This is a genomic window from Embleya australiensis, from assembly GCF_051903075.1.
In the GTDB taxonomy this organism is placed as follows: Bacteria; Actinomycetota; Actinomycetes; order Streptomycetales; family Streptomycetaceae; genus Embleya.
The window spans coordinates 778,904-795,224 of the sequence record NZ_CP182422.1 but is presented as its reverse complement, the minus strand read 5'-3'; the positions used below and the strand labels follow the sequence as shown (position 1 = coordinate 795,224).

Here is a 16,321-nt window from a genome sequence, read left to right as displayed (position 1 = left end):
GTGCGCTCCGGCGCAGGTGGTGCGGTACGGGCGCGGATGGTCGAGGTCCGCGCCCGTTTCGACGGTGGAACCGCGGCCGGGGTGACGCTGCGTCGTTCGGGTGACGAACGGGGGTGCGAAGAGGTGGTTCGTCACGGTGCTATCGACCCGTCGTGCCCGGCGCGGTGGTCAGGCGCACGCTCGACCGGGGGATCCGCGGCGCGCCGCCGGGCGCTCCGCCGGGGCCGTCCAGCGGGTCGACGGGGGCGCGGCACAACCGGTCGAGCCGGTCGGGCAGTTCCGGGTCGTCGCCGTCGAGCAGGGCCATCAGCCGGCCGGGCGGCACCGCGTAGGCGAGGTCGCCCAGGGCCCGCTCCAGGTGGCGGGCGGTGAGCAGCAGGTGGCGCAAGTGCCCCCACAGCAGCGACTCGGGCACCTCCAGGCGCACCACGACGATGCGCACGTGTTCGCCGGCGGCGGTGCGCTCGACGAGGCGCTGCTGGAGGAGGGCGGCGGAGGGGAGTTCGGTGATCGGGTCGGTGCCGGGGGGCAGGGTGCCGGGCGGGTTGGCCCGGGCGCGGGTGCTCAGGTAGGCCTGGACGAGCGGGCCGGGGGCGCTGTGCGCGAGGGCGCACAGGAACAGCGCGTCCAGTTCGGCCAGGGCCACGTCCAGCGGGATCTCGGCGGCGGCCCGGTCCCGGGCCAGGGACAGGCACGCGGCGTGGATCCGGCCGTCGCGGACGAAGGCGTCCAGGCACTGCTCGACGGCGTCGCTGTGCCAGGCGACCCGGGTGGGCCAACCGGCCCGCAGGGTCACCCGCTGCCACTCGCCGCGGAGCCAGTCGCGGTCGGGTTGGGCGGTGATCGGGGTGTCACACTCGGTACGCATGGCGGTCGAGAGCGGGCTTTGCGACGAACGTGACAAAGTTCGCCGAAGTTTTCTTGAATGTGACCCGGGTCACATTCGCACCCGTGCGCCCGGCGCGTTCCGGAGCGACCCTTTCGAGTGGCCGGCCGCCGTCCTCAGGTGGAGATTCCGGGCATCACCGGCGGGCGGCGAGCACGTCGAGCAGCCGGTGCACCGGCCCGGTCAGGCCCCACTGCCGGCGCAGCGCGTCCAGCGCCTGCGGATCGGCCGGTTCGGTGGGCAACGGCCGATCCCACTCGGCCGCCGGCGGCAGCGGTACGTCGCGCACCACGCGCACCACACCCGGCGCCACGTCGAGGTAGTCGCTCGCCTCGACGATCCGCGCCCGCCGGGCCGGGGTGAGCCTGGCCCGGGGGTCGGCCGCCGCCCGGCGCACCCCCGCCAGGTCGCCGTATTCGACGATCAACTGGGCGGCGGTCTTGTCCCCGATGCCCTTGACCCCCGGCAGCCCGTCGCTGGCGTCGCCGCGCAGCGTGGCGAAGTCGGCGTAGGCCGACGCGGGTACGCCGTAGCGGGCCAGCACCGCCGCCTCGTCGATCACCTCGTGCGCGGCCACGCCCTTGACCGTGTAGAGCACCCGGACCGAGCGCGCGTCGTCGACGAGTTGGAACAGGTCCCGGTCGCCGGTGACGATGTCCACCGCCGTAGGCGCTCGGGTGGCCAGCGTGGCGATCACGTCGTCGGCCTCGAAGCCCGCGACCCCCACGCGCGGGATGCCCAGCGCGTCCAACGTCTGTTCGATCACCGGTACCTGCGGGCCGAGCGTGTCCGGGATCTCCTCCTGGTCGGGACCGATCTCCTCGGCGACCCGGTGCGCCTTGTAGGAGGGGATCGCGTCGACTCGGAACTGCGGCCGCCAGTCGGCGTCCATGCACGCGACCAGCCGGGTCGGCTCGCGGTCCTCGACCAGGCGGGTGATGAAGTCGAGCAGGCCGCGCACGGCGTTGACGGGCGTGCCGTCGGGGGCCTTGACGGATTCCGGGACGCCGAAGTAGGCGCGGAAGTACAGGGACGCGGTGTCGAGGAGCATCAGACGTTCGGTCACGAGCCCGATCATGCCGCACCGCACCGACGCGGGAGCCGACCTTCGCGCGGTCGTGCGGGTCGCGCCGGCCCGCCCGCCGGCGCCGGCGTCAGTCGGCGAACTCGTCCAGGACTTCCTGGAGGGTGTCGCGCACCCCGAGTACGTCGATCAGGCCGGTCATCCGCAACGTCGCCCGCACGTTGCGGTCGGGCGCGGCCAGCCGCAGTTCGCCGGAGAACGCGTGCATCGACTTGAACGCGTCTATCAGCACACCCAGGCCGACCGAGTCGCAGAAGTTCAGCCCGGTGGCGTCCACCACCACCCGACGACACCCGCCGTCGATCAACTCGATCAGGGTGCGGTGCAACAACGGGGCGTTGTGCAGGTCCAGTTCGCCGGCCAGGTGGACGACCGCACAACCGCGCCAGATCGTCACCCCGGTGACGGGATGTTCCTGCCCGAGGGTGCCCAAGCGCGCGATCATGGCTGCGACCTTTCACCGGCCGGACGTACCGCCGCGCCGATACGGCGCCGGCAATGGGCATTGTGGGCCATCCGGAGTGGTGCCGGACAGCCCCTCAACGGGTCGTTTTTTGCGCGGTGGGCCGAACGAGAGGGTCTTGTCCGGGTAACGGCAGGTCGGTTCGGGTGCCGGGGCCGACACGAAGGACCGCGGCGGGTCCGGGTTTCGGGTTCGCGGCCTACAGGAACGTGTGGCCCTCGCCCCGATACGTGGGCACCGTACGCACCACCCGGTCGCCCTCGACCAGATGCAGCGCGTCGAAACGTTCGCACAACTCGCCCGCCTTCGCGTGCCGGAACCACACCGAGTCGCCGATCCGCAGATCGTCGGCCGGCGCGCCGCGCAGCGGGGTCTGCACCTCGCCCGCGGCCTCCTGCGCGTGGTACGTCAGGCCCGCGGGCAGGTACGGCTGGGGCAGCCGGTCGGGCGCGGGCACGCCGGACGCGGGGTAGCCGCCGCCGAGCACGGTCACGCAACCGTGGCCGGGCCGGCGCACCACCGGCAGGGCGAACAGCGCGGCGGGCCGGCCCCGGAAGGCGCTGTAGTGGTCGAACAGGCGCGGCTGGAACAGCCCGGAGCCGGCCGCGACCTCGGTGATCGAGGTCTCCGCCACGGTGCGCTCCACGCTGCCGGTACCGCCGCCGTTGACGAACTCCAGCGGCGCGACCGCCCGCACCGCGCGCACGATGTCGGCCCGGCGCCGGCTCAGTTCGGCGCCCGAGCGTGCCTGCATCGCCCGTACCACCCGGCCGTACAGCGCGCGGCCCTCGGGCGCGTCGCCGACGCCCGCGATGTGCGCCTCGTAGGCCATCAGGCCGACCAGCCGAAAGCCCGGCCGCCGCACGACCGCCTCGGCGACCGCGGCCACCTGCTCCGGGGTGCGCAGCGGCGAGCGGTGCGCGCCGATGTGCACCCGGCCGCCGAGGAGTTGCCAGGAGGTGTCGATGTCCAGGCACACCCGCACCTCGGCCCGGGGCCGCACGTCGGCGAGCGCGCGCTCGATCAGGTCCAGCTGCGCCGGGTCGTCGATCATGACCGTCACCCGCGCGGCGGCCTCGGCGTCGGCGGCCAGCCGGCGATACGCCGCGCGGTCCGCGGAGGGGTAGGCCACCAGGATGTCGGTGACGCCCTCGGCCGCCAGCCACAGGCCCTCGGGCAGGGTGAAGGCCATCACGCCGCGGTAGCCGTCCATGGCCAGCACCTCGCGCAGCAGCGGCAGGCAGCGCACCGACTTGCTGGCCACCCGTACCGGCGTGCCGGCCGCGCGGCGCACCAGGTCGGCGGCGTTGGCCCGGAAGGCGTCCAGGTCGACGATCGCGAAGGGGGCGTCCAGGTGCGCGGTGGCCCGGTCGTAGCGGGACCGGTCGGCGCTCGCGGTCGGCGTCGGGGCGGGAGCGGACACGGGGGGCGCGGCGGAGACCATGGCCGCAGCCTGCCAGATCGACGTACCGATCGGTAGCACTCGCGGGTAGGACTTGCGGGTGGGGCTCGTGGCCGGTGGTGGGCTCGTCGGGCGCCCCGGGTGCGTCTGCGCCGAGTCGCGCCGACGGGGCGTCGACGGTGCGTTAGCTTGATCGTATGAGTCACCCCGAGCGGGTGCGGGCGCTCGACCTGATCGACCGCGTCCTGGACCCGGGCAGCTTCCGGGCCTGGAACGACCCGCTGCCGACGCTCGCCGCACCGGACCCGGACTACGCGGCCGAATTGGCGGCGGCCCGCGAGCGCACCGGCCTGGACGAGGCGCTGGTCACCGGCGAGGGCCGGATCCACGCGCGCCGGGTCGCGGTGGTGGCCTGCGAGTTCGACTTCCTGGCCGGCTCGATCGGCGTCGCGGGGGCGGAACGGCTCACCCTCGCGGTCGAGCGTGCCACCGCCGAGCGCCTGCCGCTGGTCGCCTCGCCCACCTCGGGCGGCACCCGCATGCAGGAGGGCACCGTCGCGTTCCTGCAGATGGTCAAGATCTCCGCGGCGGTGGCCGCGCATCGCGCCGCGGGTCTGCCGTACCTGGTCTATCTGCGCCACCCCACCACGGGCGGCGTGTTCGCCTCGTGGGGATCGCTCGGCCACGTCACCGCCGCCCAGCCCGGCGCGCTGATTGGCTTCCTCGGGCCGCGGGTGTACCAGGCTCTGCACGATCGCCCGTTTCCCGGCGGGGTCCAGGTCGCGGAGAACCTGTACGAGCACGGGCTGATCGACGCGGTGGTGCCGCCGGAGGAGCTGCGCCGGGTGGTGATCCGGGTCTTCGACGTGCTCGGTCCGGACGCCGCGCCGCCGGGGCCGTCCGGGTCGGCCGCCCCGGACGCCGAGGTCGTCGCCGAACCGCTGCCGGACGTGCCGGCTTGGACGTCGGTGCGGCGCTCGCGCGATCCGCGCCGGCCGGGCCTGCGCACGCTGCTGCGACACGGCGCGCGCTCGGTCACCCCGCTGCGCGGGACGGGGGAGGGGGAGAGCGAACCGGCGCTGCGCCTGGTGCTGGCCCGGTTCGGGGTCGGGGCCGGCCCCGGGGCGCCGTGTGTGGTGCTGGGCCAGGACCGCACCCGGCAGAGCGAGCACGGCCCGTTCGGCCCGGCGGGGCTGCGCCAGGCCCGACGCGGAATGCGGCTCGCGGCCGAGTTGGGGCTGCCGCTGGTGACCGTGGTGGACACCGCCGGTGCGGCGCTGTCCCCGGAGGCGGAGGAGGGCGGGCTGGCCGGGGAGATCGCCCGGTGCCTGGCCGAGCTGGTGCTGTTGCCCGCGCCGACGGTGTGCCTGCTGCTGGGCCAGGGCTCCGGCGGCGGCGCCCTCGCACTGCTGCCGGCCGACCGGGTCGTCTGCGCCCAACACGGCTGGCTGTCGCCGCTGCCCCCCGAGGGCGCGTCGGCGATCCTGTACCGCACCACGGATCGCGCCGCCGAAATCGCCGACCGCCAGGGCATCCGAGCCGCCGACCTGCATCACAAGGCCATCGTCGACCGAGTGGTCCTCGAACACCCGGACGCGGCCACGGAACCCGTGGCGTTCGTACAACGGGTCGCCGAAACCCTCCGCGAGGAACTCGACACCTTGCGAACCATGGACACCCCGACCCGATTGGCGAGGAGACGATCGCGCTATCGACGATTGGGCCTCTGACGCCACGACCAAGGGGGTGGGACGGGGCCGGCGCGGGCACCCGCCTCGACGCGGCGCACACCGGAACCGCCTCCGGTCGCGACTCTGACGTGCACCGAAGGCGCAGCCGGGACCCCGTCGGCGCGTCAGCGCCCACGACCCGGGCTGCCCGCCCATCCGGTGGGCGCACCCTGTGGCGCGTCAGCGCCCCGCGACTCGGGCTGCCTCGCCCGTCCGGTGCGCACACTCCTGTGGCGCGTGAGCACCCCGCGACTCGGCCGCCCTACGCCTGACGCGCACCCCCGTTGGCGCGTCAGCGCCTAGGACTCGGGCTGCCCGCCTATCCGGTGGGCGCACCTTGTGGCGCGTCAGTGCCCCGCGACTCGGGCTGTCTCGCCCGTCCGGTGCGCACACTCCTGTGGCGTGTGAGCACCCCGCGATTCGGCCGCCCTACGCCCGACGCGCACCCCTGTTGGCGCGTCAGCGCCCACGACTCGGGCCGACGGCGGGATCGACGCGCGCAGCGCGGAGAGCGGCGGAGCCGCGAGTTTTGGGTTGGGTGGCCCGGAGCGAAGCGGAGGGACACCCGACCCCGAGCGAGGGGCCGCTTTTTTCTCGGAGGAGCGAAGCGGGGGAGAGAAAAAAGTGGTCCCTCGCGAGCCGGCGCGAAGCGCCCGATAAGAAGCAACGCTGCGGGATACGAGTTTGGTTGGTTGGGCGGCTTGTGTTGCGGGTGGGGTGGCTTGGGTGGCTTCTGCTGCGAGCCGGGTTGCTGGGGTGGCTCGTGTTGCGAGCCTGGTTGCTTGGGCGGCTCATGCCGCGAGCCTGGTTGCTTGGTTGGCTTGTGTCGCGGTCCTGGCTTCGCGCCTTGGTTGCCCCGCGACTCCGGCCGGGCCCCGGCGGCCTCTGGGGCGCGGTCGGGGTGGTTGTGGAGTGGTTTCTCCTCCGCTTCGCTCCGTCGGGGGCCGAGGCGCGGGGGGCGTTGCCGCTGCGCGGCGCCTTGGGGGTTCCGGCTCCGCTGCGCTCTGCCGGTTGTGGAGTGGGGCGCGGTTCCGCTGCGCTCCACCGAGGCGCCTTCGTCCGCCCGCCTCGTGCCCCCGGCGTCCAGGTTGCTTCGCGCCGTTGGTGTGTCGAACCCGGTGCCTCGGTGGGCGCTGCGCGCGCGATGGATGCCTGCGCGGCAGGCGCGGGGCAAGTGGGTGACCTTGGGTTCACTCGAATGGGTGAGCGTGGTGGGAGTCCCCAACGGCAAATCCCGCCGGACCTACGCTGAACGCGGTTCGGGATCCGGGCCGGTTTCAGCCCGACCCGTCCGAGCACGGGCCAGGACGGGCCGGCTCGGCCCGGCGCCTCGTCCGGTCTCCCGGGGCCGTGGCGGCTCGATCGCGCCGTCGCGGGTCGGATGTGCGGGGCGGGCGAGCCGGACCTCGATAGGGAGGTCGCGGGTCGGCAAGTGGTCGCCGACCCGCGATGCTCCCGGGGCTGGTCCGGGGTGGTGGCGGCGGTCGGCCGGTGGCCTACAGTCGACGGGTGGATTTCAGCGGCAAGAGCATTCCCGACACCGGATTCCCCAACGACGACGGCAGCGCCCACCCCGCGCTGGCACAGGCGCTGGCGGCGCCGGAGGTGGACGACGAGGCGGTCTCCCGGGCCCTGTGCGAGGCGCGACTGCTGGTCCCGGTGGTGGCGATCCTGACCGAGGAGGAGGACGTCGCGCCCGGGGAGTTGCGGCGGGAGAAGTCCAGCGACATGGCGGTGCCCACGATCCAGGGTCCGGACGGGCGGCGGGCGCTGCCGGCGTTCACCTCGGTCGCGGCGCTGGCGCGTTGGCGGGCGGACGCCCGGCCGATCCCGGTCGAGGCCGCGCGCGCCGCGCACGCCGCGTACGCGGAGGAGGCGGACACGCTGTTGCTCGACCTGGCCGGGCCGTATCCGTACGAGGTGTCGGGCAGTCGGCTGCGGGCGGTGGCGGAGGGGCGGGCGCATCTGGCTCCGCACCGGGATCCGGAGGTGCTGGGTGCGGTGCGGGAGGCGGTGCACCCCGAGAGCGCGGTGTCGGCGGTGTACCTGACCGAGGGCGGCGGCAACGACCTGACGCTGAGCCTGGTGGCGGCGGCGTCGCCGATCGAGGTGACGGAGGCCGCGCGGCGGATCGTGGGGCGGTTGGCCGAGGACGACGTGGTCCGGGCCCGGCTGGATCGAGGGCTCGACCTGGCGATGTTGCCGCCGGGCGCTTCGCTGGAGGCGGAGCCGCTCTTTTCGCGATAGACGCGACCGGGGTTTGTCCTCAAGCGCCGGACGGGCTGAGTTGGGCCGGGTCGCTTCCGGGGCCGGTCTCCGGCCCGGTTGTTCTCAAGCGCCGGACGGGCTGGATTGGTTGCTCGGGTTGGGTTCGGTGGTGCTTGGCCGATCCTCATTCGCCGGATGGGCTGATGGGGCGGGTCTGCCCCCGAGCCGGCGCCGGACTAGCTGAGTTGGGGCCGGTCGCCTCCGGGGCCGGCCTCCGGCCCGGTTGTGCTCGAGCGCCGGACCGGCTGAATTGCCCGGGCCGCTTCCGGGGTCGGGGTGCCGGGCCGGGGTCCCGGCCCGGCTTGGGGTTAGTGGACTGGGCCTGTGAGTTTTTCGCCTGGGCCCTTTCCGGGGACGTCCGGGTATGCGGAGGCTTCGCGGAAGGCCAGTTGGAGGGTTTTGAGGCCGTCGCGCAAAGGGCCCGCGTGGTAGGAGCCGACCTCTGGGGCCGCGGCGGTGACCAGGCCCGCCAGGGCGGTGATCAGTTTGCGGGCCTCGTCGAGGTCCTTGTGCGCCTCGCCGTCCTCGGCCAGGCCCAGTTTGACCGCCGCCGCGCTCATCAGGTGGACGGACAGCGTGGTGATGACCTCGACGGCCGGCACATCCGCGATGTCGCGGGTCATGACGTCGACGTCGTCGGCCGGGCCGGGTGCAATATGGGGGGCGCTCTCGCTCATGGGGACCAGTCTCGGGTATGCCCCCGAATCGGGGAACAACGGGGCCCTTCGGCATGTTCGAGCCAGTGGTAGAGTGGTGTATCGACCGACCGGGCATCTGCATGCCCGGCCTGCAAGCGGAGGCTCCGTCTCCCACCCGATCGACCTCACGGACGACGGGTACCGGTCCGGTGCGACGCACTTCGTGTGCGTCCGTTCCACGTTTGCCGCCCTCTGGGCGGCTTCGTCAGCCGGTGGTGGAGCCTCGCATGCAACCGTGCGAGGCTTTTTCGCGTTGCCTGGATGGCTTCGCGGAGAACCTGGCTCGGGGGGAAGTAACACCGAGACACATGTGACCGCTTCGCCCGCGGTCGCTTCAGGTATGAGGAGGCCCCATCAGCGCCGAGCCCCGCATCAACGACCGGATTCGCGTCCCCGAGGTGCGACTCGTTGGTCCTGGCGGCGAGCAGGTCGGAATCGTCCCGCTGGCCAAGGCCATGGAACTTGCCCAGGAGTACGACCTCGACCTCGTAGAGGTCGCGGCCAACGCCCGGCCGCCGGTCTGCAAGCTCATGGACTACGGCAAGTTCAAGTACGAGTCGGCCATGAAGGCCCGTGAAGCGCGCAAGAACCAGGCGCACACGGTCATCAAGGAGATGAAGCTCCGGCCGAAGATCGACCCGCACGACTACGACACCAAGAAGGGTCACGTCGAGCGGTTCCTGAAGCAGGGCGACAAGGTCAAGATCACGATCATGTTCCGTGGTCGCGAGCAGTCCCGGCCCGAACTGGGCTACCGACTGCTGCAGCGTCTCGCGACGGACGTCCAGGAGCTCGGGTTCATCGAATCGAACCCGAAGCAGGACGGCCGCAACATGATCATGGTTCTCGGCCCGCACAAGAAGAAGACCGAGGCCATGGCCGAGGCTCGCGAGGCCCAGGCGGCGCGCAAGGACGCGCGTCGGGTGGCCGTCGAGTCCGGGGACGAACGCCCCGACGAGTCGGAAGCCGGCAGGGCCGAGGCCGCCGCTCAGGTCGCCGAAGCCCCCGTCGAGTCCGACGCGGAGCCGAAGGCCGAAGAGCAGGTCTGACCCGGAACGGGTCGCCCCGCGCCGATTTGCACACACACCTGTGCCTGCCCGGTGGTACCGGGCGGGTACGGCACGACGAGGAGACTGCGGCGACATGCCGAAGAACAAGACCCACAGCGGTGCCAGCAAGCGCTTTCGTATCACCGGCTCCGGCAAGGTGCTGCGCCAGCGTGCGGGTCGCCGTCACCTTCTCGAACACAAGCCCTCGACCCTGACCCGGCGCCTCGCCGGTGTCGTCGAGGTGGCCCCGGCCGACGCCAAGAAGATCAAGAAGCTGCTCAAGAAGTAGTAGCAGCAGCAGTCGTCGCACCGGCTGACGAGAACCCACCGGTCGGCGACAGGCGACGGTCCCAGACTTACCCGGGCCGCGGTCGACACACCGCGGTCTGACATCAAGGAGTTCATCAAGTGGCACGCGTCAAGCGGTCGGTCAACGCCCACAAGAAGCGCCGCGTCATCCTCGAGCGGGCGTCCGGCTACCGCGGCCAGCGGTCCCGTCTGTACAGGAAGGCCAAGGAGCAGGTCACCCACTCCATGGTCTACAACTACAACGACCGCAAGAAGCGGAAGGGGGACTTCCGTCAGCTGTGGATCCAGCGCATCAACGCCGCTGCCCGCCTGAACGGGATGACCTACAACCGCTTCGTGCAGGGCCTCAAGGCCGCCGGTGTGGAGATCGACCGCAAGATGCTCGCCGAGCTCGCGGTCAACGACGCCCCGGCGTTCGCCGCCCTCGTCGAGGTAGCGCAGAAGGCCCTCCCGGCCGACGTCAACGCGAAGAAGGAAGACGCCGCGGCCTGATCGTCGACTCACGTCGTCGATGTCGCAGCACTTCCCAGACCGTTGCAGGTCGAGAGCAGAGAACGGTAACGCGATGGCGAGCCCCGAGCTGACGTCCACCCGATCACCACGAGTGGCGGCGGCTCGGCGGCTCGCCAAACGCGCTTTCCGGGCCCGGGAGCGGTTGTTCCTGGCGGAGGGACCGCAGGCGGTGCGCGAGGCGGTGGCCCTGCCGGGCACGCTGCGCGAGATGTACATCACCCCCGAGGTGGCCGCGCGCTACCCCGATCTGGTCGCCGGCGCGCACGAGGCCCGGGTGCCGGTGTTCACCGCCACCGACGAGGTCGTCGCCGCGATCAGCCAGACCGTCACCCCCCAGGGCGTGGTGGCGCTGTGCCGGTTCGTGGACGTGCCCCTGGAACACGCGATGGCGGCGCGGCCGCACCTGGTCGCGGTGTTGGCCAACGTGCGCGACCCCGGCAACGCGGGCACCGTGCTGCGCGCGGCCGACGCGGCCGGCGCCGAGGCGGTCGTCCTCACCGACGCTTCCGTGGACCCGTACAACCCCAAGGCCGTGCGCGCCTCGGTGGGCAGCCTCTTTCATCTGCCTGTCGTCACCGGCGCCCGGATCGAGGACACCGTCGCCGCGCTGCGCGCCGCCGGGATGCGGATCCTGGCCGCGGACGGTGGGGGCGAGGCCGATCTGGACGGCGAACTGGACGCGGGTGGGCTCGCCGGACCCACCGCGTGGATATTCGGCAACGAGGCGTGGGGGCTCCCCGAGGAGACCCGCGCGCTGGCCGACGCCGTGGTGCGGGTGCCGATCCACGGACGGGCCGAGAGTCTGAACCTGGCGACCGCCGCGGCCGTGTGTCTGTATGCCTCCGCCCGCGCGCAGCGCGGACACGGGGGCTGCCGCTCCGGCGCGCGAAACGCGCGATGACCCCGACGTACCCGGCTTGACTGGCGAGCGCCGGGGAACGAGTCGGTTGCGTCCGGCGCACCCGGACGGCACGCTGCGCCTTGGGATAGTGTGTCCGGCCCGGAACTCCCTCGGGCCCGAAACGGGAAGGGGGCCGATGGACGCCGACATGCTGCCCGACGGCCTGGTGGTCGCCGACGAGAACGGCACGGTGGTCACCTTCAACGCCGCCGCCGCCCGGATCACCGGGACGCGTCCCGAGGACGCGCTCGGCAAACACATCGCCGACGCGCTGCCGCTGGAGGACATCGAGGGCCGGCGCTGGTGGGTGTGCACCGATCCGTACGGCGGGCTGTCCACCCGGACCCGCCAACCCGAGCGCAACCTGCTGCTCGCCGGGCGGGAGATCCTGGTCACCGCGTCCTACGTCCGCGACGACGGGCCGCGCGGGCCGCTGAGCAAACTCGTGGTGTCGCTGCGCTGCACCGACGCGCGTAGGCGGATCGAGCGCGGCCACTCCGATCTGATCGCCACCGTCGCGCACGAGCTGCGCTCGCCGCTCACCTCGGTCAAGGGCTTCACCGCCACGCTGCTCGCCAAGTGGGAGCGGTTCACCGACGAGCAGAAGCGGCTGATGCTGGAGACGGTCGACGCCGACGCGGACCGGGTCACCCGGCTGATCACCGAACTCCTGGACATCTCCCGGATCGACGCGGGCCGGCTGCAACTCAACCGCCAGGTCGTCGACATGGAGGAGGCGGTACACCGGCACCTGCGCGCGCTCGAATGCAACGGCCTGCCGGACGAGCGCTTCGTGGTCGTGGTGGACGGGCCGTTGCCCCGCATGTGGCTCGACGCCGACAAACTCGACCAGATTCTCGGCAACCTGCTGGAAAACGCGGTGCGCCACGGCGCGGGAACCGTCACCATCGAGATGCGCGCGGTCTCCATCGGGTCCGCGCCCGGTGCGTACGGGACGGAGATCACGGTGAGCGACGAGGGCCCGGGCATCCCGGACGAACTCCTCGAGCGCGTCTTCACCCGCTTTTGGCGCGGCAACCGCCGCGGTGGCACCGGCCTGGGGCTGTACATCGTCAAGGGCCTGGTCCAGGCGCACGCGGGCAGCATCAGCGTGGATCGCGCCGAGTGCGGCGGGGCCCGATTTCGATTCACCCTGCCGGCCGCGATGCCGGACGTCCTCATGTAGCGCTGCCCGCGCGGAGGAAGTCCCACCCACGTCGTCGCGGTCCGGCGGCCGCGGACACGCACGCCCATCGGGCGTCAGTAAACTCGGAGCGCGGACGTCGCAGGACGTCATTGCCGCCTCCACCACCGGCGGATCCCCCACAGGAGCACTGGACACAGATGTCGGCACCGAACAAGTCGTACGACCCGGTCGAGGTCGAGGCGTTGAAACCCGAGGAAGTCGAGCGGGCCAGGGACGCGGCGCTCGCCGCGGTCGCGGCCGCCGCCGACCTGGCCGCGCTGCAGGAGGCGAAGGTCGCGCACACCGGCGACCGTTCGCCGCTGGCGCTGGCCAACCGCGAGATCGGCGCGCTCCCGCCGCAGGCCAAGGCCGAGGCGGGCAAGCGCGTGGGCCAGGCCCGCGGCGCGGTCAAGCAGGCCCTGGAGCGGCGCCTGGTCGAATTGGAGGCGGAGCGGGACGCGCGCGTCCTCGTCGAGGAGGCGGTCGACGTCACGCTGCCGTGGGACCGCGCCCCGCGCGGCGCCCGGCACCCGCTGACCACGCTCTCCGAGCGCATCGAGGACCTGTTCGTGGCGATGGGCTACGAGGTCGCCGAGGGCCCGCAGGTCGAGGCCGAGTGGTACAACTTCGACGCGCTCAACATCCTGCCGGACCACCCCGCGCGGACCATGCAGGACACCTTCTTCGTGCGCGCCGAGGACGGCTCCGCGGACTCCGGCGTGGTGCTGCGCACGCACACCTCGCCCGTGCAGATCCGCACCATGCTCACCCGCACGCCGCCGATCTACGTGATCTGTCCGGGCCGGGTGTACCGCACCGACGAGCTGGACGCCACGCACACCCCGGTGTTCGGCCAGATCGAGGGCCTGGCCGTCGACAAGGGCCTGACCATGGGCGACCTCAAGGGCACGCTCGACCACTTCGTGCAGGCCATGTTCGGCGAGGGCATCGTCACCCGGCTGCGCCCGTCGTACTTCCCCTTCACCGAGCCCTCCGCCGAGCTCGACCTCAAGTGCTTCGTGTGCCGGGGCGCCTCGGTGGGCGACCCCGAGCACCCGTGCCGGACCTGCCGGTCCGAGGGCTGGATCGAGTGGGGCGGCTGCGGCATGGTCAACCCGCGCGTGCTGATCGCCTGCGGCATCGACCCCGAGGTGTACAGCGGTTTCGCGTTCGGTGTGGGTCTGGAGCGCGCGCTGATGTTCCGGCACAACGTCGAGGACATGCGGGACATGGTCGAGGGTGACGTCCGGTTCACCCTCCCGTTCGGGATGGAGATCTGATGCGGGTCCCGCTTTCGTGGCTGCGGGAGTACGTCGACCTCCCCGCCGGCGAGTCCGGGCGCGACGTCGCCGACAAGCTCGTGGCGCTCGGCCTGGAAGTCGAGACGGTCGAACAGCTCGGCGCGGACCTCAAGGGTCCGCTCGTGGTCGGACAGGTGCTCGAAATCGAGGAGCTGGAGGGCTTCAAGAAGCCGATCCGGTTCTGCAAGGTCGACGTCGGCGACGCCAACGGCACCGGCGAGCCGCAGGAGATCGTCTGCGGCGCGCGCAACTTCGAGGTCGACGACAAGGTCGTGGTGATCCTGCCGGGCGGCGTGCTGCCCGGCCCGTTCGAGATCGCCGAGCGCAAGACCTACGGGCGTGTGTCGCGCGGGATGATCTGCTCGGCCCGCGAGCTGGGCATGGGCGACGACCACGACGGCATCATCGTGCTGCCGATCGAGGCGCAGATCGGCGCGGACGCGATCGAACTGCTCGGCCTGGTCGACGAGGTCCTCGACATCGCGGTCACCCCGGACCGCGGCTACTGCCTGTCGATGCGCGGTGTGGCCCGCGAGGCGGCGATCGCCTACGGGCAGCCGCTGCGCGACCCGGCGCTGCTGGACGTGCCCGACGCCAACGGGTACGGCTACCCGGTGCGGGTCGAGGACCCGGCCGGCTGTGACCGGTTCGTGGCGCGCACCGTGGTCGGCGTCGACCCCGACGCGCCCTCGCCGCTCTGGGTGCAGCGCCGCGTGCAGATGAGCGGCATGCGGCCGATCTCGCTGGTCGTGGACGTGACCAACTACGTCATGCTCGAACTGGGCCAGCCGCTGCACGCCTACGACCGGGCCCGGTTGCAGGGTCCGATCGTGGTGCGCCGCGCGCAGGCCGGCGAGAAGCTGACCACCCTCGACGACGTCGAGCGCACGCTCGACCCCGAGGACCTGCTGATCTGCGACAACCGCGGGCCGATCGGCCTCGCGGGCGTGATGGGCGGCGAGAGCACCGAGATCGGCGACGGCACGAGCGACATCGTGATCGAGGCCGCGCACTTCGACCCGGTGGCCATCGCGCGCACCGCGCGTCGGCACAGGTTGTCCTCGGAGGCGTCGCGCCGGTTCGAGCGCGGCGTGGACCCGGAGGCGGCCCGCGCGGCGGCGCAGCGCGCGGTCGACCTGCTGGCCGCGCTCGGCGGCGAGCGGGCCCAGACCGAGGCGGGCGTGACCGAGGTGGACGCGCCGCGCGAGCCGGTGCGGATCACCCTGGCCGCCGACCACGCGGCGAAGGTCGCGGGTGTGCCCTACACCCGCGAGACGGTGGCCCAGCGGCTGCAGGAGGTGGGCTGCTCGGTCGAGGGCATCGACACGCTCACCGTCGGCCCGCCGACTTGGCGGCCCGACCTGACCGACCCCAACGACCTGGCCGAAGAGGTCATCCGGTTGGAGGGCTACGACCGGGTGCCGGCGACGCTGCCGCAGGTGCCGGCCGGTCGCGGGCTGACCGCCGACCAGCGGCGCCGGCGCCGGTTGGGCCGGGCCCTCGCGGGCGCGGGCTACACCGAGGTGCTCAACTACCCGTTCCTGGGGCAGAGCGCGTTCGACGACCTCGGCCTGGCCGAGGACGACGCGCGGCGGCGCACCGTGGTGCTGGTCAACCCGATCTCCGAGGAGGAGCCGGCGCTGCGCACCACGCTGCTGCCGGGCCTGCTGGACACGCTGCGCCGCAACCTCGGGCGCGGCAACACCGACCTCGCGCTGTTCGAGTCGGGTGTGGTCTTCCGGCCGAACGCCTCGACCCCGCCGGCGCCCGTGCTCGCCGTGGACCGGCGGCCGAGCGAGGAGGAACTGGCCGCGCTGGCCGCGGCGTTGCCGCACCAGCCGCAGCGGATCGCGGTCGTGCTGTCCGGGGAGCGCGAGCGCTCCGGGTGGTGGGGCAAGGGCCGGCCGCAGATCTGGGCGGACGCGATCGAGGCCGCGCGGGTGGTCGCGGACGCCGTCGGGGTCGAGCTGAGCGTGCGGGCGGATCGGCACGAGCCGTGGCACCCCGGGCGCTGCGCCGCGCTGGTGGCGACCGCGCCGGACGGGAGCGAGCGGGTCGTCGGGCACGCCGGCGAGCTGCACCCGAGGGTGCTCAAGACGCTGCACCTGCCGGAGCGGGTCGGCGCGATGGAGTTGGACCTGGACCTGCTCACCGCCGACCTGGACGGGGAGCGCCCGGTTCAGGCCGGGCACGTCTCCTCCTACCCGGTGGCCACCCAGGACGTGGCGCTCGTGGTGCCCGACTCGGTGCCGGCCGCCGCGGTGCAGGCCGCGCTGGTCGAGGGGGCCGGGGCGCTGCTCGAATCGGTGCGCCTGTTCGACGTGTACACCGGCTCGCAGGTCGGCGAGGGCAGCAAGTCGCTGGCCTACGCGCTGCGTTTCCGGGCGCAGGACCGCACGCTCACGGTCGAGGAGGCGACGGCCGCGCGGGACGCGGCGGTGGCGCTCGCGGCGGAGCGGACCGGGGCGGTGCTGCGCGGGGCGTGACGCCTCTCGGGCCGGATCGGTCGACGTGGGCCCGCACACCGTGAC

The 16,321-nt window shown here is 72.9% G+C and carries 14 protein-coding genes; 9 read left to right on the top strand and 5 right to left on the bottom strand.

Annotated elements, in window-relative coordinates:
* Nucleotides 1-139: 139 nt before the first annotated feature.
* From ACMXN5_RS03315 to ACMXN5_RS03300, 4 genes are all read right to left on the bottom strand, one after another.
* Nucleotides 140-868 carry a hypothetical protein gene (locus ACMXN5_RS03315; protein ID WP_439673901.1) on the bottom strand — a complete coding sequence of 243 codons (729 nt, stop codon included), beginning with the start codon at nt 866-868 and terminating at the stop codon, nt 140-142.
* A 154-nt stretch (nt 869-1,022) separates the two neighbouring features.
* Nucleotides 1,023-1,964, bottom strand: coding sequence for a 5'-3' exonuclease (locus ACMXN5_RS03310; RefSeq protein ID WP_439673900.1), 942 nt, complete (start codon nt 1,962-1,964; stop codon nt 1,023-1,025).
* A gap of 76 nt (nt 1,965-2,040) precedes the next feature.
* Complete coding sequence (locus ACMXN5_RS03305; RefSeq protein WP_020552020.1) at nt 2,041-2,415, bottom strand: STAS domain-containing protein; 375 nt, start codon at nt 2,413-2,415, stop codon at nt 2,041-2,043.
* A gap of 217 nt (nt 2,416-2,632) precedes the next feature.
* Nucleotides 2,633-3,877, bottom strand: coding sequence for an amino acid deaminase/aldolase (locus ACMXN5_RS03300; RefSeq protein WP_439673899.1), 1,245 nt, complete (start codon nt 3,875-3,877; stop codon nt 2,633-2,635).
* A gap of 155 nt (nt 3,878-4,032) precedes the next feature.
* Here ACMXN5_RS03300 and ACMXN5_RS03295 point away from each other — a divergent pair, with 155 nt between their 5' ends.
* Both ACMXN5_RS03295 and ACMXN5_RS03290 read left to right on the top strand, forming a co-directional pair.
* A complete protein-coding gene (locus tag ACMXN5_RS03295; protein ID WP_439673898.1) occupies nt 4,033-5,565 on the top strand; it encodes a carboxyl transferase domain-containing protein in 1,533 nt (510 codons plus the stop codon).
* 1,509 nt (nt 5,566-7,074) lie between these two features.
* Nucleotides 7,075-7,812, top strand: coding sequence for an SseB family protein (locus ACMXN5_RS03290; RefSeq protein ID WP_439673897.1), 738 nt, complete (start codon nt 7,075-7,077; stop codon nt 7,810-7,812).
* Between the two features lie 329 nt (nt 7,813-8,141).
* Here ACMXN5_RS03290 and ACMXN5_RS03285 read toward each other — a convergent pair whose 3' ends face one another.
* A complete protein-coding gene (locus ACMXN5_RS03285; protein ID WP_126636054.1) occupies nt 8,142-8,510 on the bottom strand; it encodes a DUF1844 domain-containing protein in 369 nt (122 codons plus the stop codon).
* Nucleotides 8,511-8,884: 374 nt separating this feature from the next.
* Between ACMXN5_RS03285 and infC the strand changes: the two genes are divergently transcribed.
* The 7 genes from infC to pheT all read left to right on the top strand — a co-directional run bounded on the left by infC (nt 8,885) and on the right by pheT (nt 16,276).
* Entirely contained in the window at nt 8,885-9,580 is a 696-nt protein-coding gene (gene infC / locus ACMXN5_RS03280) for a translation initiation factor IF-3 (protein WP_395787056.1), read from the top strand.
* A 94-nt stretch (nt 9,581-9,674) separates the two neighbouring features.
* Nucleotides 9,675-9,869 (top strand): 50S ribosomal protein L35, encoded by a 195-nt coding sequence (rpmI, locus tag ACMXN5_RS03275; protein ID WP_078978620.1) that lies wholly within the window; start codon nt 9,675-9,677, stop codon nt 9,867-9,869.
* A 119-nt stretch (nt 9,870-9,988) separates the two neighbouring features.
* Nucleotides 9,989-10,381: a 50S ribosomal protein L20 gene (gene rplT / locus ACMXN5_RS03270; RefSeq protein ID WP_020552013.1), complete on the top strand. Its 393-nt coding sequence runs from the start codon at nt 9,989-9,991 to the stop codon at nt 10,379-10,381.
* 73 nt (nt 10,382-10,454) lie between these two features.
* A complete protein-coding gene (locus ACMXN5_RS03265; RefSeq protein WP_439673896.1) occupies nt 10,455-11,303 on the top strand; it encodes a TrmH family RNA methyltransferase in 849 nt (282 codons plus the stop codon).
* A gap of 136 nt (nt 11,304-11,439) precedes the next feature.
* Nucleotides 11,440-12,489, top strand: a complete 1,050-nt coding sequence (locus ACMXN5_RS03260; RefSeq protein ID WP_439673895.1) for an ATP-binding protein — start codon at nt 11,440-11,442, stop codon at nt 12,487-12,489.
* A 158-nt stretch (nt 12,490-12,647) separates the two neighbouring features.
* Entirely contained in the window at nt 12,648-13,769 is a 1,122-nt protein-coding gene (gene pheS, locus ACMXN5_RS03255; protein ID WP_380001047.1) for a phenylalanine--tRNA ligase subunit alpha, read from the top strand.
* Nucleotides 13,769-16,276: a phenylalanine--tRNA ligase subunit beta gene (gene pheT / locus ACMXN5_RS03250; protein ID WP_439673894.1), complete on the top strand. Its 2,508-nt coding sequence runs from the start codon at nt 13,769-13,771 to the stop codon at nt 16,274-16,276. The genes pheS and pheT overlap by 1 nt, the downstream gene beginning before the upstream one ends.
* Nucleotides 16,277-16,321 lie beyond the last annotated feature (45 nt).